The organism is Blastococcus sp. Marseille-P5729, assembly GCF_900292035.1.
Taxonomy (GTDB): Bacteria; Actinomycetota; Actinomycetes; order Mycobacteriales; family Antricoccaceae; genus Cumulibacter.
The window spans coordinates 1,709,468-1,727,044 of sequence record NZ_OMPO01000001.1; the positions used below are offsets into that span (position 1 = coordinate 1,709,468).

At 68.8% G+C, this 17,577-nt stretch carries 19 protein-coding genes and 1 riboswitch; of the genes, 7 read left to right on the forward strand and 12 right to left on the reverse strand.

The annotated features are described in order from the left end of the window. Window positions 1–24 precede the first annotated feature (24 nt). A riboswitch (TPP riboswitch) is annotated at window positions 25–130 on the reverse strand. A 70-nt stretch (window positions 131–200) separates the two neighbouring features. Further along, entirely contained in the window at window positions 201–1,151 is a 951-nt protein-coding gene (locus DAA40_RS08240; RefSeq protein ID WP_106849116.1) for a hypothetical protein, read from the reverse strand. 112 nt (window positions 1,152–1,263) lie between these two features. Here DAA40_RS08240 and DAA40_RS08245 point away from each other — a divergent pair, with 112 nt between their 5' ends. Both DAA40_RS08245 and DAA40_RS08250 read left to right on the forward strand, forming a co-directional pair. Further along, window positions 1,264–2,292, forward strand: coding sequence for an adenosine deaminase (locus tag DAA40_RS08245; protein ID WP_106849117.1), 1,029 nt, complete (start codon window positions 1,264–1,266; stop codon window positions 2,290–2,292). Between the two features lie 37 nt (window positions 2,293–2,329). Then, window positions 2,330–3,172: a glucosaminidase domain-containing protein gene (locus DAA40_RS08250; protein WP_158716324.1), complete on the forward strand. Its 843-nt coding sequence runs from the start codon at window positions 2,330–2,332 to the stop codon at window positions 3,170–3,172. A 9-nt stretch (window positions 3,173–3,181) separates the two neighbouring features. Here the strand turns inward: DAA40_RS08250 and DAA40_RS08255 are convergent, their stop codons facing one another. The 7 genes from DAA40_RS08255 to DAA40_RS08280 all read right to left on the reverse strand — a co-directional run bounded on the left by DAA40_RS08255 (window position 3,182) and on the right by DAA40_RS08280 (window position 9,001). Further along, complete coding sequence (locus DAA40_RS08255) at window positions 3,182–3,946, reverse strand: enoyl-CoA hydratase/isomerase family protein (RefSeq protein WP_106849119.1); 765 nt, start codon at window positions 3,944–3,946, stop codon at window positions 3,182–3,184. A gap of 63 nt (window positions 3,947–4,009) precedes the next feature. Next, window positions 4,010–5,026: an acyl-CoA dehydrogenase family protein gene (locus DAA40_RS08260; protein ID WP_106849120.1), complete on the reverse strand. Its 1,017-nt coding sequence runs from the start codon at window positions 5,024–5,026 to the stop codon at window positions 4,010–4,012. Next, window positions 5,023–6,153 (reverse strand): acyl-CoA dehydrogenase family protein, encoded by a 1,131-nt coding sequence (locus tag DAA40_RS08265; protein ID WP_106849121.1) that lies wholly within the window; start codon window positions 6,151–6,153, stop codon window positions 5,023–5,025. Before DAA40_RS08265 ends, DAA40_RS08260 begins: the two co-directional genes overlap by 4 nt. A 75-nt stretch (window positions 6,154–6,228) precedes the next feature. After that, entirely contained in the window at window positions 6,229–6,948 is a 720-nt protein-coding gene (locus tag DAA40_RS16400; protein WP_234356278.1) for an AMP-binding protein, read from the reverse strand. Continuing rightward, window positions 6,846–7,592 carry an AMP-binding protein gene (locus DAA40_RS16660; RefSeq protein WP_234356279.1) on the reverse strand — a complete coding sequence of 249 codons (747 nt, stop codon included), beginning with the start codon at window positions 7,590–7,592 and terminating at the stop codon, window positions 6,846–6,848. The genes DAA40_RS16400 and DAA40_RS16660 overlap by 103 nt, the downstream gene beginning before the upstream one ends. Before the next feature lie 7 nt (window positions 7,593–7,599). Beyond that, window positions 7,600–8,043, reverse strand: coding sequence for a zinc ribbon domain-containing protein (locus DAA40_RS08275; RefSeq protein WP_106849122.1), 444 nt, complete (start codon window positions 8,041–8,043; stop codon window positions 7,600–7,602). A gap of 139 nt (window positions 8,044–8,182) precedes the next feature. Beyond that, a complete protein-coding gene (locus DAA40_RS08280; protein ID WP_106849123.1) occupies window positions 8,183–9,001 on the reverse strand; it encodes an N-acyl homoserine lactonase family protein in 819 nt (272 codons plus the stop codon). A 223-nt stretch (window positions 9,002–9,224) separates the two neighbouring features. Here DAA40_RS08280 and DAA40_RS08285 point away from each other — a divergent pair, with 223 nt between their 5' ends. The 5 genes from DAA40_RS08285 to DAA40_RS08305 all read left to right on the forward strand — a co-directional run bounded on the left by DAA40_RS08285 (window position 9,225) and on the right by DAA40_RS08305 (window position 13,861). After that, complete coding sequence (locus DAA40_RS08285; protein WP_106849124.1) at window positions 9,225–10,886, forward strand: class I adenylate-forming enzyme family protein; 1,662 nt, start codon at window positions 9,225–9,227, stop codon at window positions 10,884–10,886. Beyond that, window positions 10,883–11,575, forward strand: coding sequence for a GntR family transcriptional regulator (locus tag DAA40_RS08290; protein ID WP_106849125.1), 693 nt, complete (start codon window positions 10,883–10,885; stop codon window positions 11,573–11,575). Before DAA40_RS08285 ends, DAA40_RS08290 begins: the two co-directional genes overlap by 4 nt. A 105-nt stretch (window positions 11,576–11,680) precedes the next feature. Further along, the gene (locus tag DAA40_RS08295) at window positions 11,681–12,490 is read left to right on the forward strand and encodes an LLM class F420-dependent oxidoreductase (protein WP_106849335.1); all 810 of its coding nucleotides are present in this window, start codon (window positions 11,681–11,683) and stop codon (window positions 12,488–12,490) included. A gap of 48 nt (window positions 12,491–12,538) precedes the next feature. After that, window positions 12,539–12,967 (forward strand): nitroreductase family deazaflavin-dependent oxidoreductase, encoded by a 429-nt coding sequence (locus DAA40_RS08300; RefSeq protein WP_106849126.1) that lies wholly within the window; start codon window positions 12,539–12,541, stop codon window positions 12,965–12,967. 105 nt (window positions 12,968–13,072) lie between these two features. Beyond that, entirely contained in the window at window positions 13,073–13,861 is a 789-nt protein-coding gene (locus DAA40_RS08305) for a dioxygenase (RefSeq protein WP_106849127.1), read from the forward strand. 109 nt (window positions 13,862–13,970) lie between these two features. Here DAA40_RS08305 and DAA40_RS08310 read toward each other — a convergent pair whose 3' ends face one another. The 4 genes from DAA40_RS08310 to DAA40_RS08325 all read right to left on the reverse strand — a co-directional run bounded on the left by DAA40_RS08310 (window position 13,971) and on the right by DAA40_RS08325 (window position 17,565). Next, window positions 13,971–14,156 carry a hypothetical protein gene (locus DAA40_RS08310; RefSeq protein ID WP_106849128.1) on the reverse strand — a complete coding sequence of 62 codons (186 nt, stop codon included), beginning with the start codon at window positions 14,154–14,156 and terminating at the stop codon, window positions 13,971–13,973. A 151-nt stretch (window positions 14,157–14,307) separates the two neighbouring features. Beyond that, the gene (locus DAA40_RS08315; RefSeq protein ID WP_199849589.1) at window positions 14,308–15,969 is read right to left on the reverse strand and encodes a thiamine pyrophosphate-binding protein; all 1,662 of its coding nucleotides are present in this window, start codon (window positions 15,967–15,969) and stop codon (window positions 14,308–14,310) included. Window positions 15,970–15,976: 7 nt separating this feature from the next. Continuing rightward, window positions 15,977–16,747 carry a cyclase family protein gene (locus tag DAA40_RS08320; RefSeq protein WP_106849129.1) on the reverse strand — a complete coding sequence of 257 codons (771 nt, stop codon included), beginning with the start codon at window positions 16,745–16,747 and terminating at the stop codon, window positions 15,977–15,979. Window positions 16,748–16,842: 95 nt separating this feature from the next. Beyond that, the gene (locus DAA40_RS08325) at window positions 16,843–17,565 is read right to left on the reverse strand and encodes a succinate dehydrogenase/fumarate reductase iron-sulfur subunit (protein WP_106849130.1); all 723 of its coding nucleotides are present in this window, start codon (window positions 17,563–17,565) and stop codon (window positions 16,843–16,845) included. Between the last annotated feature and the right edge of the window lie 12 nt (window positions 17,566–17,577).

Consider the following 17,577-nt stretch of genomic DNA (forward strand, 5'->3'; position numbering starts at 1 on the left):
GGAGCCCGAGCACGCCAAGGCGTGCCCGACTGAGTCCCGACTTCCTACACCGGTGCTAGCCGGATCAGGTTCGAGGGTCTGCGGACCATCCGCACTCTCAGCGCCGTACAGCGCTCCCCTGTCGTATGCGCCCACAAATATAGCCCTCGGCCGAGGGGACGTTGGGTTCCCCTCGGCCGAGTAGTCGTCGCGGTGGTGGATCAGGTGCTGGTCAGGATACCGGCGCCGTACCCGTAGAACAGAGTGATCTCCAGCGGCCCGGTGGCCTCGATCTCCCAGGTCGTGCTCGCGCCGCTGCCGGTGATCTCGTTCTTGGTGAGCGTGTAGCCCTCGCCCTCGAGCGCGGCGACCCAGTCCTCGTACGCGGCCTCGGGATCGTCGACCTCGAAGCTACCGAAGCACGAGTTCTCATAGCAGTAGGTGGAATCCGGCGCGACGGTCACCGATGCCGGAACCGGGAACTCGCCGGGCAGGGTGCTCGATCCCGAGCCACCACCCGAGCCCCCGGTCGGCGAGGGATCCTCGGTCTCGGTCTCGGTCGGGCTCTCCGTCTCGGTCTCAGTGGGGCCACTATTGCCGCCCTGCTCCTGGGTGGTCGTGGCCGAGCTGGCGGACGAGTCGTCATCGTTCCCGCCGGTCACCAGGATGATCGTCACGACGATCGCGGCCACCGCGACCAGCGCGGCGGCGATGATCCAGGGGAGCTTGCTGCTCTTGCTCGGCGGCTGACCCCATCCCGGTCCGCCGGGGCCACCTGGCCCGCTCGGGCCCATCGGGCCGGCGGCGGAGGCGCCGTACGAGCCGTCCATCTGCTGTGACGGCCACGGCTGCCCGGCCTGGCCCTGGTAACCCTGATGCGGCTGGGTGTAGGCCTCGTACTGCTGCATGTACGGATCGGCCTGGTAGCCGCCCTGCTGCGTCGCGTCCTGCGGGTAGCTGCCCTGCTGCGCGGCGTCCTGCGGGCTATAGGAAACCGTCGGCGAGTCGTACTGCCCGCCCTGTCCGTTGCCTTCGTTGCCGTACCCGTTAGGACCGTAACCCTGGCTCTCGGGATGCTCCGGGCCGGGCTGTCCCTGATGGGGCTGGCCCGGACCGGCCTGTCCGTAGGGGTCCTGGGGATAGCCGCCGCCGTAATTGGGGGGAGTGGACATCGCTTCTGCACCTGTCGCTCGAAGATCTGGGGGCTTCGCGTGACGGTCGCCGCTCGGCACACCGCGCCTGACTACCGCCACGCAGACACCCTTTTCAGACACACTAGACGGTATGACGGTTCCATCCACCCACCCGTTGGGTCGATTCATCGCAGGGCTGCCCAAGGCCGAGCTGCACGTGCATCACGTCGGCTCGGCGTCGCCGGCCGTCGTGGCCGAGCTGGCGGCGCGCCACCCGGGGACCGTGCCGACCGATCCAGACGCGCTCACCGATTACTTCACCTTCACCGACTTCGCCCATTTCATCGAGCTTTACCTATCGGTCGTCGACCTGGTGCGTACGCCCGAGGATGTCCGGTGGCTGACCTACGGCGCCGCCCAGGAGCTCGCCGCGCAGGGGGTTCGGTACGCCGAGCTCACCTGCACGCCGGAGACCTCCGTCGTCCGCGGCATCCCGGCGGAGGGGTACGTCGAGGCGATCGAGGACGCCCGGCTGAGTGCACAGCGCGACCTGGGCATCGAGCTGCAGTGGATCTTCGATATCGCCGGCGAGAACGGCGTACCGGGCGCCGACACCACCTTGCAGGTTGCCCTGGACCATGGCCCTTCGGCGCTGGTCGGCTTCGGGCTCGGTGGCCCGGAGATCGGCGTCCCGCGTGCGCAGTTCAAGCCGCACTTCGATGCGGCACGCTCGGCTGGACTCCTGTCGGTGCCGCACGCCGGTGAGTCGACCGGGCCGCAGACCATCCGGGACGCGATCGAGCACCTGAGTGCCGAGCGGATCGGGCACGGCATCGCGGCCGCCCAGGACCCGCAGCTGCTGTCGTTGCTGGCCGAGCGGCAGATCACCCTCGAGGTGTGCCCGACCTCCAATGTCGCCACCCGATGCGTCGCCGACACCGCCCAGCATCCGCTGCCACAGCTGGCGGCGGCCGGCGTCCCCGTCACGATCAACAGCGACGACCCGCCGATGTTCGGCACCACCCTGTGCCGGGAGTACGAGATCGCGGCCGACCTGCTGTCCCTCGACCGCAACGGGCTGGCTGAACTGGCGCGCGAGAGCGTCCGTCGCTCATTCGCGCCGGAGCAGACCAAACCCCGGATCCTCCGCGAGATCGATGAGTATGTCGCCAAGCCCTGAGGCCGGTCGGGCGCGTCCGAGCGCCCGGTCGAGATCAGTGGGCATCGCGCCAAGCCCACCGCGCAGCAAGCCGGCCGCGGGTGAGACCTCCCGCCGGTCGAATGGTGCGCGCACCACGGGCAAGCGAGCAGCTGCGGGCACCCGCGCGACGAGCGGGCGAGCTGCTGCCCCCACGCGTGCGGCGAGCGGGCGCTCCAGCAGTCCTGCACGCAGCACCGTCGGCGCGCGCCGCCCGGCGAAGCGCACGACGTCCTCGCGGCCCCGCAAGCGGATGTCGGCCGCCCGCGCCCGGATGCTGGCCCGCCGCCGTCGTGCGCTGAGCCTGCTCGTGGCCGCCGTCCTCGCGGCGACGACGATCTGGGTGATCTCCACGGGCGAGGATCCCGACGTCCGCACCGGGCCGGCCCCGACCGACCCGGCCGCCTTCATCGAGTACGCCGTGCTCCCGGCCCAGGAGGAGATGGCGGAGTTCGACGTCCCCGCCTCGGTGGCGTTGGCTCAGTCGATCATCGAGTCGCACTGGGCGCAGAGCGAGCTCACCGTCGAGGGACGCAACTTCTTCGGCATCAAGTGCGCGGGGGAGTCGCCGTTCGCCACCGGTTGCATGGAGAAGGTCACCACGGAGTGCACGCCGTCCGGCGAGTGCAGCGAGGTGGTCGACGCGTTCCGCACCTACGACAGCGCCGAGGACTCCTTCCGCGACCACGGTCATTTCCTGTCCAACAATCCGCGATACGAGCAGGCCTTCGAGCACGTCGACGACCCCGACCGGTTCGCGCGCGAGATCCAGGAGGCCGGCTACGCCACCGACCCCGAGTACGCCGACAAGGTCATCTCGCTGATGAACCAGTACGACCTGTACCAGTACGACGACGAGTGATCGGGTGGGTCACTGGGCGGTGAAGTGGGGGTCGCGGCGTTCGAGGTTGGCCCTGATGCCCTCGGCGCAGTCCTGGGTGGCCCAGTGGGCGGTCTGCTCGGCCAGCTCCCGGTCGAGCACCGCCTTGACCTCGTCGGCGAGCGAGCCGCGCAGCGTCTCCCGGATCGAGCGGACGGCGATCGGCGCGTTGCCCGCGATCTCGGTGGCGAGCTCGAGCGCACCGGCGTAAGGGTCGTCGTTCAGCCGGTCGACCAGGCCGATCCGCAGCGCCTCCTCACCCTTGACCGCGCGAGCGGTCAGCAGCATCTCGGCAGCCTTCTGCTCGCCGACCAGCCGCGGCAGCGTGACGCTCAGCCCGAAGCCCTGATGGAATCCGAGCCGGGCGAAGTTGGCATGCAGGCGGGCGGACGGCGCGGCGACCCGGAAGTCGGCCATGACCGCCAGGCCCAGACCGCCCCCGACCGCGGCGCCCTGGACCGCCGCGACGATCGGGGTGGCGATGCGGAACAGCTCGGCGGCGTGCGTGTAGAGGCGCCGGGAGGTCTCGGTGCGCTCCGGGCCGAAGCCGCCGCCGGAGTCGCCGAAGTTGGCGCCCGCGCAGAAGTTCTTGCCCTCGGAGCACAGCACGATCGCGCGCGTGTCGGGGTCGGCGTCCGCCTCGGCCCCGGCGTTCACGATCTCGCCGATGATCTCCTGGTCGAAGTAGTTGTGCGGCGGTCGGCTTACCTTGAAGACGGCAACGTACCCGTCTTTCGATACCTGTAGATCTCCCATGCCCCTAGGTCCTCTCGTCTTGCGGTGGGTTCTTCCCCGCTGTGCCCGGATGCAGCGAGATCGTCAGTGGATGATGCCCGAGCCGGAGACGATCACATCGTGCAGCGAGCCGTGCGCGGCGACGTCCTTGCCGAGGTCGCAGGCGAGCTGTTTCTCGTCGCCGTACTCGCCGCGCCACGCGTAGAGCCGCCGGGTGAGCTGCTGCAGCCGGTACTCCTGAGTCATGCCGATCGCGCCGTGCGCCTGGTGGGCGGCACGCACGGCGACCGAGGCGTTCTTGTCGGTCACCTGCTTGAGCGCCTTGATCTCGAACGGCGCGGGGCCGCGTAGGCAGGCCAGGCCTGCGCGGTCGACGTTCAGCGACGACATCGTCGCCAGTTGGGCGAGCGTGACGACGTGCTGCTGCACCGCCTGGAAGCGACCGACCGGCTGGCCGAATTGCACCCGCTCGTTGGTATAGCTGCGGGTCAGCTCGCTCATCGCCTCCAGCGCACCGGCCATCTGGGCCGCGCGCGCGAGCGCGCCCATCAGGAAGACGTCGGCCTCGGTCTCGCCGGCGATCGTGCCGTCGATGCGGACGTCGTCGCTGGGCATGCCTGCCATGTCGACGCCCTCGCGGGTGACGTCGACCGGCGAGGTGTAGGCCTTGCCGTCGACGACACCGACGAGCAGCGCCGCGCCCCGCGCCCACGGGACCCGACGCACCTCGCCCGTCACCTTGTCGCCGTCCACCGAGAGCCCGTCGGACGTCGGAACAACGGCGAGCGCACCCTCGGGGATCTGCTGCCCGGCCGAGGCCAGGACGGCTGCGGCGTTCATCGTCTCGGCCAGCGGCAGAGGTGCGGCGTACTCGCCGCTCGCGTGCAGGATCGCCAGTCCATCGAGGATCGAGCCACCGGACCCACCGGCGTCCTCGTCGACGCCGACGAGGTGCAGCCCCATCTCGGTGACCTCACGCCACAGCCGCTCGGGGACGGCGCCGTCTCGCTCTGCCTGCGCGACGACCTCGTGCGTGCAGCGCTCGCGGAACAGCCCGCGGACGGTCTCGACGAGGTCGCGATCGGCTCTTACGTCGCTCATCGCTTGTTCAGCCCCTTCGAGATGACGGTGCGCAGGATCTCGTTCGTGCCACCACGGATCGACCAGGACGGCGAGACGAGGATGGCGCGGGCGAGCAGTGACTCGTACGGATCGTCGGAGTGCAGATCCGGCGTCCGGCCGTAGTGTCGCGCGACGATGTCGGTGCACTCCTGCTCGAATCGCGTCGCCATCTCCTTGATGAGCGCGGCCTCGGTGACAGGCGTCTTGCCCTCGTCGACCATGCGCGCGACGGACAGCGACAACCCGCGGAAGGCCCAGCAGCGCGCGGCGATCGCGCCGAGATCGGCCTCGGCGGCGGTGTCGCCTTCGATCGTCCGTGACTTGGCCCAGTTCTCCAGGATCGGCATCACCGACATCCACCGGTCGACGCCGCCGCGCTCGAGTACCAGCTCAGCGGTGTTCTGGCCCCAGCCGCCGCCGACCTCACCCATGCGTGCCGAGTCGGGCAGGAACATGTCGTCGAAGTGCATCTCGCAGAAGTGCCTGGTGCCGTCGATGAACGGGATCTTGTGGATCGTGAGGCCCTCGGTGTCGCGCGGGACGACGAACTGGGTGAGGCCCTGGTGCTTGTCCTCCGACGTCCGGAACAGCGCCAGGATGTGCGTCGACTCGTAGGCGCCCGAGGTCCAGATCTTCGCGCCGTTGACTCGCCAGCCGTCGCCGTCGCGGGTGGCGCGGGTGCGTAGGGAGGCGAGGTCGGAGCCGGAGTCCGGCTCGCTCATACCGATCGCGAACGACAGCTCGCCGCTGACGATGCCGGGGAGGATCTCGCGCTTCTGCTCCTCGGTGCCGTGCTTGGCGATGCTCGGTCCGCTCTGCCGATCGCCCACCCAGTGGTAGCCGACCGGCGCACCGACGGCGAGCAGCTCCTCGACGACGATCAGCCGCTCGACCGCCGTCCGGCCGTGGCCGCCGTATTCCTTCGGGAGCGCCATTCCGAGCCAGCCTTGCGAACCGAGATCCTTCGAGAACTCCGGGTCCACCTCGCCGGACATGCCCAGCCCGAGCGCGTAGCTGCCCTCGGGAAGCCGCTCGCGCAGCCAGTCGCGTACCTGCCTCTGTAGGGCGAGCTCGTCGTCGGTGAGCTCGGTGGCTTCCAGCCTCATGGGCGCCTCCGCAGTCCTTTTATCCGAACCTACGCGCCACAGGATTACTTAGCAATGTGAACTAACCTGTGGCGGTCAGATGCCGATCTGTGCCGCCACGTTCTCCAGGCCGCCGTCGGCGACCATGGAGCGAAGCCGCTTCTTGTCGTACTTGCCGACGCTCGTCTTCGGTACCTCGGTGATCATCAGATAGCGGTCTGGCAACCACCACTTCGCGAAGTCCTTCGACAGGAACTCACGCAGCTCGTCCTCGCTCGGCAGGTCATTCTGGTCGACCGGCACGACCGACGCGACGGGTCGCTCGTTCCACTTCTCGTCCGGGACGCCGAACACCGACGCCTCTTTGACCTTCGGGTGCGACATGAGCCCGTTCTCCAGGTCGATCGAGCTGATCCACTCGCCGCCGGACTTGATGAGGTCCTTCTGCCGGTCGCGCAGCGAGATGAAGCCCTCCGGGCTGATCGAGCCGATGTCGCCGGTGTTCAGCCACCCGTCGACGATGGCATCCTTCGTCCGCTCGTCGTTGTAGTAGCCGGACGCGGTGTACGGCGAGCGCACGTGGATATTCCCCATGGCGACGCCGTCCCACGGGAGCTCGTTGTTCTCGTCGTCGACGATCCGCACCTTCATGAACGGGAAGGGGATGCCGCCGGTGAGCCGGAGAGCCCAGATCTTCTCGGGATCCTCGTCCTTCAGCGTGGTCTTGATGTGGTTGAAGCAGATCTGCGGCGACGACTCGGTGTGGCCGTAGCCCTGCAGCACCCACGTGCCGTAGGTGTCCTCGAACCACTGCATGACCGCGCGCGGCGGCGCTGACCCGCCGAGCCACAGGGTGTCGAGCGAACTGAGGCACCCTTCGGATCGCCCGTGGTGGCGGAGGTGTAGCACATCGCGGCCGCCGTCCGCTCGCTGAAGTCGCGGAACTCGAAGTCGTCGTCCCCGGTCGCGACGAACTCCTCGTACGAGGTCACCGGGGACAGCGAGGTCTCCGGCATCTCGTCCTTGTCGCAGAGCAGGACGAACTGCTTGACGGTGTCGATGCCGCCCTCGGCGATCATCTTCTCGACGTTCGGGATCTGGTCGACGTCCAGGAAGAGCATCGAGTCCTCGGCGTGGTTCACGATATAGCGCTGCTGCTCGGGGAAGAGCCGCATGTTGATCGTGTGGCAGATCGCCTCCACAGCGGGGATCCCGTAGTACAGCTCGAAGTGGCGGTAGTGGTTCCACGCGAGGGTGCCGATGCGGTCACCCCGCTTCACGCCGGCCTTCTCCAGAGCGGAGGCGAGCTTGCGCACCCGCTGACCGAACTCGCGGTAGGTGTACTCGTGGTACGTGCCGGTCTCGAGCCGGGTGATGATCTTCTTGTCGCCGAAGAGGCGCTCGGTACGCCACAGCAGCGACTGCAGGAGCAGCTGCTCGTCCATCATGAGGCCGTCCACCGCATCCTCACTTGTCTACTGTCGTGGGCTTGGCGGTGGTGCGCGCCTTGGCGGCCTCACGGGCGCCGGTCTCGGCGACGCCGCTGGCCTTCGAGCGTTCGGCGAGCTCCCTGTAGGTCAGCGGCTTGCGCTCGAAGGCACCTTCGTGGGCGGCGATCGCCTCGCGCTTGACCTGCAGCTCGGGGTGCTTCTCGGCGAGCTTGGCGTGCTTGTCGAGCTGTTTGCGCCACTTGGTGATGATCTCGCGGTTGCCGTTGCCCAGACCCTCCCACGATGTCGGCGCCTCGTTCGGTCCGGCGGGCGCGGCGGCGCCGCTGTGAAAGGCGGGCGCGCTCATCATCCTTCGGGTCTGCTGGTCGCACAGCGGGCAGGGCGGGTTCGGGGTGTCGGAGCTCGGCACGAGGATCTCGAACCGGACTCCGCAGTCGCAGCGGTAGTCATACAGCGGCACAGGTGGTCACTTTCCTTGCATGTCTGGCGACGGGTTCTGCCACGCTCTTACCGCACGCGGTGGCTTCAACCACGCGATCAGGCGATGAGCGGGGTAAAAGCCACCGCATCCGGCATACGGCGGGGGGGCGCCGGGGGGGCTACGTGTAGTAGTTGCCCGGGCCGATCTTGAGCTCGTTGAGCTGGTTGGCGTCGTGGCCGAAGATCACCTTGGCGTTCTTCTGCTCGGCGATGTTGCGGATCCGCTCGACGGATTCGAACCAGGCGACCGTGTCGTAGACGATGCCCGCGGCGACCGCCGGAGGACCGTAGCTCTCCTTCAGGTAGAGCGAATCGGAGGCGAAGATCATCGTGCCCTCGTCCTCGAGGTCGACCTGCAGCGAGAGCGTTCCCCAGGTGTGGCCTGGCGTCTGCAGGATGGTGACCCCCGGCATGATCTCGGTGTCCTCGGTGATCGTCGACAGCGGCAGCCCGTCGTAGTCACTCTTGATGTGGGCGCCCTGGTTGTACCCGTCGAACGAGTAGGCCCCGACCTTCTCGCGCTCGTCGACGATGATCTTCGTGTCGGTGTTCGCCCACATCTGCGCGTTGGCGGCGTGGTCCAGGTGCAGGTGCGACAGCACCAGGTAGTCGATGTCGCTGGGCTCGAGCTTGCACTGCTTGAGCCGGTTGTCGAGCCACATCTCCTCATCGACCGCGTCGCACGGGAAGAACTGCGCGAGCCCTGCCTTGCCCCAGCGGTCCTCCCAGTCGCGCGGGACGCCGGTGTCCCACAGCAGCTTCTCTCCGTTGGCGTGCTCGATCAGGACGACGTGAGTGGGGACCTCGACCCAGTCACGCTGTTTGTCGGTGTTGTCCGGCGTCAGCATCCGGGCCGGGTCGATGAGCAGCCACACCAGGTCTGCGTGCATCGTTCCCGAGGTCATGATCGTGGCCTTGGTCTTGCCGTTGCTTGCCATCAGCCCTCCAGGCTTGCTCGACTCTCGGCAGATCTCGGCGGTCGGCGACGCGTTGTCGCCGTCTTGTGATCTGCGCTACTATCACCCTGCACTTTCTATAGAAAGACGTCAAGTGGTGTCCGGGCCGGCGGCCGGGGTAGGTCCCGTGGACCGCGCCGCTCCCTGCACCGTGACCTGGATCTATAGACCCGCCCCGATCGTCATGAGCCGGAGGAACAGGCAGATGACCAACGAGAACTCCGCTGCGTACGCCGCCAAGCCGTGGCTTGCGCTGTACGACGAAGGCGTCGGCGCCGAGACGGCGATCGAGTTCAGCAGCGGCCTGGACATGCACCGCCAGTCGGTGCAGCGTCACCCCGACAAGCCCGCGCTGTTCTACTTCGACACGCCGATGAGCTTCGCAGAGCTCGACCGGCTCAGCGACGCGTTCGCGGTCGCGATGCACGACGAGCTCGGGGTCGGCGCTGGCGATCGCGTCATGCTGCAGCTGCAGAACATGCCGGCCTTCCTCATCAGTCAGTACGCCGCCTGGAAGCTCGGCGCGATCGTCGTCCCGGTCAACCCGATGTTCAAGACCGACGAGCTCGTGAAGCTCGCCAGCGACTCCCAGCCCAAGGTGCTGGTGCAGCTGGACACGCTGTACGCCGATCTGCACGAGGCGATCGAGGCGCGGGGGACCACGATCGTCACGGCGTCCGCGCTGGACTACTGCAGTCAATGGCCCGCCGACCGGCTCGGCGAGATGACCCGACCCGAACCCGGCGGGGGCGGCGACCTGGGCGAGCTGTGTAAGAAGTACGACGAGCAGCGGCCTGAGCACCACGAGCCCGGGCCGGACGACACCGCCTATCTGGTCTACACCTCGGGGACGACCGGCCCGCCGAAAGGCGCGATGAACACCCATCGGGCGGTGGTGTTCAACTCCGAGAACTACCGCGTCTACTGCGGGCTCGACGAGGACGACGTCTGCCTGGCGATCGCGCCGCTGTTCCACGTCACCGGCCTGATCGCGCACATCGGGGTGTGCGCCCTGCTCGGTATGCCGATGGCGCTGGGCTACCGGTTCGACCCCGTCGTCCAGCTGCGGCTGATCGAGCAGCATCAGTGCACCTGGGTGATGGGCGCAATCACCGCCTACATCGCGATCATGAACGAGCCGACCATCGACGACTACGACCTGTCGTCGATCAAGAAGCTGTGGAGCGGCGGTCAGGCGGTCTCACCCAGCACCGTCGACCAGCTCGCGGACAAGCTCGGCGGCTATGTGCACAACCTCTACGGCCTGACCGAGTGCACCTCCGAGTCGCACGCCGTCCCATCCGCTCGCAAGGCACCGGTCGATCCCCGCAGCGGTGCGCTGTCCGTCGGGCCTCCGGTGCCCGGGTACGAGTGCCGGGTGGCCGACGAGGAGGGCAACGACGTCCCGGTCGGGGACGTCGGCGAGATCGTGATGCGCTCGCCCAGCATCGTCCCCGGCTACTGGAACAAGCCGGAGGAGTCGGCCAAGGCGATCCGTGACGGGTGGCTGTTCACCGGGGACGTCGGCTTCATGGACGACGACGGCTGGTTCTACATCGTCGACCGCAAGAAGGACATGATCGTCGCCTCCGGATTCAAGATCTGGCCGCGGGAGGTTGAGGACGTGCTCTACAAGCATCCCGCCGTCCGCGAGGCCGCGGTGATCGGCGTGCCGGACGAGTACCGTGGCGAGACCGTCGCGGCGTTCGTGAGCCTGAAGCCGGGCGCCAGCGCGGACGCCGAGGAGATCAAGGCCTTCTGCAAGGAGCGACTGGCCGCATACAAGTACCCCCGCAGCGTCGAGGTCATCGACGAGGTGCCCAAGACCGCGAGCGGCAAGATCATGCGGCGAGAGCTGCGTCGATGACCATCCGTGCGGCCGAGACCGCGTTCGTCCTCGACACGACCGCGCAACTCAGCCCGCAGATCGCCGTGTGGCTTCGCGACCGGATCATCTCCGGGCACTTCGCGCCACAGGACAAGCTCAAGCCCGAACACATTGCCGAGATGTGCGGGGCGAGCGCGACCCCGGTGCGCGAGGCGCTGATGACACTGCACGGCGAAGGCCTAGTCTCCTTCGCGCCCGGGCGCGGGTTCACCGTCCGGCCGCTGACCAGACAGGACATCGAGGACCTCATGTCGGCGCACGCACACTTCGCCGCTCTGCTGACCGAGCGCGCCGCCCGCGCGCTGAGCGACGCTGATGTGCAGAAGCTGCGCGAGATCCAAGCGGCGATCGGGGACGCCGCTGGTCGTGAGGACTTCGACGAGGTCGAGCGGCTGGACGACGAGTTCCACCGCATCATCAACCGTTCCACGGGCTCCGACCGGCTCAAGTGGCTCTACCGGACGACGATGCGCTTCATCCCGCATCGGCTCTTCGATCAGATCGAGGGGTTCAAGGAGGCCGCGGTCGAGGATCACGTGGTGATCATCAAGGGCCTGATCAACCGCAACCCCGAGGCGGCGGCCGCCGCGATGCGCGCGCACTGGCTGAACGTCGCGACGATGCTGATCCGGCATATGCGCACCCACGGAGCGCTCGCCGACGGCTGAGCGGCCCCCGGTCGCGGTGCGGCGCGGAGCTCGACGACATTCGTTCACCCGCGCCTCACCGAGTGCATACCCCGACAGGGTGCCGTTTGTGGTTGGCTCATGCCCATGACCGCTTCCCGCACGATCCGCGTCGGCGTCCAGCTGCAACCCCAGCACGCCGACTACGCCCAGATCCGCGACGCCGTCCGCCGCGCCGAAGACCTCGGCGTCGACATCGCGTTCAACTGGGACCACTTCTTCCCACTGTACGGCGCTGCCGACGGCAAGCACTTCGAGTGCTGGACGATGCTGGCGGCCTGGGCCGAGCAGACCTCGCGGATCGAGATCGGCGCGCTGGTCACCTGCAATGCCTACCGGAACCCCCAGCTGGTCGCCGACATGGCGCGCACCGTCGACCACATCTCCGACGGCCGGCTGATTCTTGGAATGGGCTCGGGGTGGTTCGAGAAGGACTTCGATGAGTACGACTTCGAGTTCAAGACCGCCGGACGGCGCCTCGATGACCTGCGCGACGCGCTGCCGCTGATCGAGGCGCGACTCAACCAGCTCAACCCGCCGCCGACCCGCGAAATCCCCGTGCTGATCGGCGGTGGCGGTGAGAAGAAGACGCTGCGCCTGGTCGCGCAGTACGCCGACATCTGGCACACCTTCGCCCAAGGCGACGAACTCGCCCACAAGATCGACGTCCTCAAGCGGCACTGCCACGACATCGGTCGCAAGGTCGAGGAGATCGAGATCTCCGTCGGTGTCGACGGCCGCGGCCGGGAGGGCCGGGCTCTCGACGACCCAGAGGTCGAAGGTCGGGCCTTGTTGGAGGCCGGCGTCTCGCTGTTCACCATCGGGGTCGGCGGCCCGGACTACGACCTGGCCATGGTGGAGAAGTACGTCGGCTGGCGCGACCAGCTCAACGGCTGAGCACAGCGTAGATTCGACCCATACACCGCGCGACCGGAAGGCCACCACATGAGCGAGAACTACCGACCGAGCCCGACCAGCTGGGTGCGCAAGCACGTGGAGAAGATCGAGGCGGCGGGCACCACGGACGTCGCCGACATCCAGGGCATGCCCGTCGTCCTGCTCACCATGACTGGCCGCCAGTCCGGCGACACCCTGAAGGTGCCGCTGATGCGCGTCGAGGACAACGGCGTGTACGCCGCCGTCGCCAGCAAGGGCGGCGCCCCCGAGCATCCGCAGTGGTTCTACAACATCAAGGCGCAGCCCGACATCGCCCTGCAGGACGGCACGGAGGTCTCGCAGGTGCGGGCGCGCGAGATCGGCGGTGAGGAGCGGGCGCAGTGGTGGGAGCGGTGCGTGGCTGCTTACCCGGCGTACGCCGAGTATCAGACCAAGACTGACCGGCTGATTCCGGTCTTCCTTCTGGAACCCCGCTAGCCGAACCCGGCCGTGTGCGGGATGACTCGCTAAGCGGGTCGTCCTTCACGCAATCGGCTCGAGCCTGTCGTTGAATATTGAACGACTACGTCGTATGCTCGAGACATGACAGCACCCACCCGCATGCCCGTCGTGTATCTCGGCCACGGCGCCCCGCCGCTCGCCGACGACGCGCTGTGGACCTCTCAGCTCGCCGAGTGGTCACGTGATCTGCCGCGGCCCAAGGCAATCCTGGTGGTGTCGGCGCATTGGGAGGCGGCGCCGGTCACCTTGGGAGCCACCCGCACCGTCCCGCTGACCTACGACTTCTGGGGATTCCCGCAGCGGTACTACGAGGTGCAGTACGCCGCCCCAGGGGCTCCGCAGCTCGCCAGCGAGGTCGCCCGGCTGCTCGGCGACGTCGCGCACGACGAGCAGCGCGGTCTCGACCACGGCGCCTACGTGCCCCTGGTGGAGATGTACCCGGACGCCGACATCCCGGTGCTGCAGCTGTCCATGCCGACCCTCGCACCAGCCGAGCTGTTCGAGATGGGGCGGCGGCTTGCGCCGCTGCGCGAGCAGGGGGTGCTGGTGATGGGAAGTGGATTCGTCACCCACAACCTGCGACTGATCGAGTTCGGTCACGGCGGCGCTGCCGATCAGCGGCACGGCTGGTCGGTCGACTTCGACGAGTGGACCACCGACGCGATGCGCCGCGGTGATGTCGACGCGCTCCTGGACTTCATGCACAAGGCGCCGGCTGCGCAGCTCGCCCATCCGCGCACCGAGCACTTCGCGCCGATCTTTGTGTCCATGGGGGCGGCGTACGGCGCGGACGGCGCTGCTTTCCAGGCACGGTCGGTGATCGACGGATACTGGTACGGCCTAGCGAAGCGCTCGTTCCAGATCGCCTGACGGCGCCCGGCCTCGCCGTCCGCGATCAGTCGGACGAGGCGAGCCGGGACTGGTCGCGCCGTCCTCGGCCAGACGGACGATCAGGCGAGCCGGAACCGGTCCCGCTCGATCAGGCGGACGAGGCCGGCCGGGAATCGGTCGCGCCGCGCCCGGCGGCCGCCGGCTGGTCGGTCTTGCTGCGGCCCGCTACCGCGATCGACAGCAGCGCTCCCACCAGCACGAGGAAGTGCCCCGCCGGGAGCCCCCAGCCGAGCACGGAGGTGGTCAGCGCCGGGGTCTGGTCGACGTCCGCCATGAACCAGGCAGACCACGCGTTGCCCAGCAGCGCGGCGATCGCGGCCGGCAGTGCGCCGACGAAACCCCCTCAGACACCGGGCCGGAACACCGTAAAGCTCAGCGATTCCCTAACACGCCGAGTTCGCGCTGGTCAGCGGGTCCGGCGAGGCTCAATGACCGCGGAAGGCCTCCTCGAGCCACCATGCCGCCTCGTCCCGGGTCACCTTCGCGTCGATCAGCATGGGGCGCTTCCGCGGACCCTCCAGCCAGTCGCGGACGGCGTCCAGGTCCGCGGGGCTTCGCACCGTGACCGCCTCGAAGCCGTACCCGCGGCCGATCGCGGCGATGTCGGTCTCGTCGAAGACCACGAGGTCGAGTGGATGCCCGCCCGGGCCGAAGTGGTGCACCTCGGCGCCGTACGCCTCGTCGTTGAAGACCACGACGAGCATGTCCAGCCCGAGCCGGACGACGGTATCCAGCTCGGCCGCGCCCATCAGCGCCCCGCCGTCCCCGAGCGCGGCGACCGTCAGCCGATCGGGCCGAGCGAGCGCTGCGCCGATCGCCGTCGCGAGGCCGAGCCCGATCGCCTGGAAGGCCTGCGTGAAGCAAAATCCGTCCTCGTCAGGAACGTCCAGGAACATGCTTGGGTAGCCCATGAAGTTGCCCGAGTCGACCGCGACGACCCGCTGCTCGGGCAGCATGGCGTCCAGCTCGATGCACAGCCGCCGGGGGTCGATCAGGTGATCAGAGCTCGCATCGTCGTACGGCACGTCGCCCCAGCGGGACTCGTTGGCGATCCGCTCGCGCAGCTCATCGGTACGCCAGCCCTCGCTGCGTCCGCTGCCGGCCAGCGTGGCGCTCGCGGTCACCGCGACGTCGCCGTGCACCCCGAAGGTCAGCTCGCGATGCACCCCGATCGCCTCGAGCGTGTCGTCGACCTGCACGACCGTTGCGCCGTCCGCGATCAGCCGGCCATGCCGCATCGTCCACATGTTCAGCGCGCAGCCCCACCCGACGACGAGGTCGGCCTGCGAGATCAGCTCGGCGGCCAGCGGGGTGCTGAACCCGCCGGAGACGTCCAGCGACCACGGGTCGCCGGCGAACAACCCCTTCGCGACCGCGGACGTCGCCAGCAGCGCCCCGTGCGCCTCGGCCAGCTCGACCAGCGCGTCCCGGGCGGACGCCGACCTCGCACCCCGGCCGGCGACGAACACCGGGCGCCGCGACCGGCGGAGCGCTTCGGTGAGCCGGGCGACGTCGTCCGGTGCCGGCTCGAGGGCGGCCGGTGCGGGCGGCAACGTGAGCAGCGCCAGCTCGGCGGCAACGTCGGCCGCCACGATCTCGGACTGCACCGACAGCGGAAGGTTCAGCACCACGGTGCGGCGTCCGTGCACAGCCTCGGCGACCGCGGCGACCGTCTCGTCGAGACAGGTCTCCGCGGACGTGACGCGATGCGGGCGGGCACCGACGGAGGCGGCGAGCGCGTCCTGATCGACCCAGAAGTTGGAGCGTCGATCCCCAGCCTCGGCGGTGACGACGACGAGCGGCGTACGGCTCTTGGCCGCCTCGCCGATGCCCGTGATCGCGTTGGTCAGCCCGCACCCCTGGTGCACGCTCACGCCGGCAGGCCGGCCGGTCTGCCGGCTGTAGGCGTCGGCCAGGGTCGCGGCGCCACCTTCATGGCGAGTCGCGACGAACCGCGCACCTGCCGCGACCATCGCGTTGGTGACATGGAAGTTGCCCGAGCCGATCACCCCCGAGACGAGGTCGACGCCCAGCCGCACCAGTGCCCGGCCGACCGCCTCGGCGACGGTCAGCTCAGCGCTGCCCATCGTTCGCTCAGTCCTCCACGAGCGCCAGCACCCGGCACGGCGAGCCCGATCCATCGACGATCTTCAATGGCGTCGCGATGATCAGCGCACCGGTGGCGGGCAGCTGGTCGAGGTTCTGCAGCTGGGCGAGGCCGTACTTGCCGGCACCCAGGAAGAACGCGTGGCAGGGGAAGGCCGGGTCGAAGGAGTGCGCGGCTCCGGCGTCCGTGCCGACGGTCTCGACGCCGATCCCGATGACGCCGGTCTGCTCGGCCACCCACTGGGCGCACTCCGCCGACATGCCGGGACTGGTCGGCCCGGTATCGGTGTTATTGATCATCTCCTGCTGAGTGGTGCGCGCCGACCACCCCGTGCGGCACAGCAACCAGCCGCCGTCCGGGAGCGGTCCGTGCTCCTGCTGCCATTGGTCGAGGTGCTCGCGCTCGATCACGAAGTTGGGGTCGGCCGCGACCTGCTCGGTCACGTCGATGACCACGGCCGGGCGCAGGAAGACCTCGGCCGGCACCCCGGAGATGTCGCCCTGGTCCTTCCCGGTCACCCAGTGGTTGGGGGCGTCGAAGTGGGTGCCGGTGTGCTCGCCGGTGCGGAAGTTGTTCCAGTACCACCCCGGCCCGCGGTCGTCGTACCGGCTGATCTCCTCGAAGGTGAACCGCTGGGTCTGCCCGAACTCCGGCGGCAACTCGAGGATCGGCGTCTCGTGCGACAGCGGCGCAGTGAGGTCGACGACGCGAATCTTTCGGTCGGTGAGGGCGCGAGCGAGGTCGGACAGCACGGACATGGGGGCTCCGTTCGAGATATGCGGTTCCCGCCATCGTAGGTCCCCCGGATTGTGGAACGTAGTGCTCGCTGAGCGCGCGCTACGTTCCAATCAGGTCAACGGCGGAGGCGTTCGCGGGCGACGGCGGCGACGGCGGTGAGTGGGATGCCGGCCGGGCAGACCTCGGCACACTCGCCGTACGTCGAGCACGGTCCGAAGGTCTCGTCCAGGACGGCGCCTATGGCCTTCGCCCGGCGTCCCCGCTCGATCGCCGGCTGCGGCAGCATCGCGAGATGCGCGAGCTTGGCGCCTGCGAACAGGTGCGCGGCGCCGTTCGGGCAGGCCGCCACGCACGCGCCACAGCCAATGCACGCGGCGAAGTCCAGCGCTGACTCAGCCGCGTCGTGCGGAACCGGCAACGCGTCGGCGTCCGGCGCGGTGCCGGCCATGACGTCGACGTGGCCGCCGGCCTCGATCAGGGCATCGAGCGCCGAACGGTCGACCACCAGGTCGCGGATCACCGGGAATGCCGCCGACCGCAGTGGCTCGATCGTGAGCTCGTCCACGCCGCCGAAGGCCCTGAGGTGTTGGCGGCAGGACGGCGTCCGCGGGGCGGGCCCGTGAGGCGTGCCGTCGACCGTCACGCCGCACGCTCCACAGATTCCCTCGCGGCAGTCGGACTCGAATGCGATCGGCTCGCCGCCCTCGGCGACGATCTGGTCGTTGAGGACGTCGAGCAGCTCCATCAGCGACATCTCCGGGCTGACCTCGGCGAGCTCGTGAGTCTCGAAGTGGCCAGCGTCGGCCGGGCCGCGCTGACGCCATACCCGGATCCTCATCGGAGGTCACCA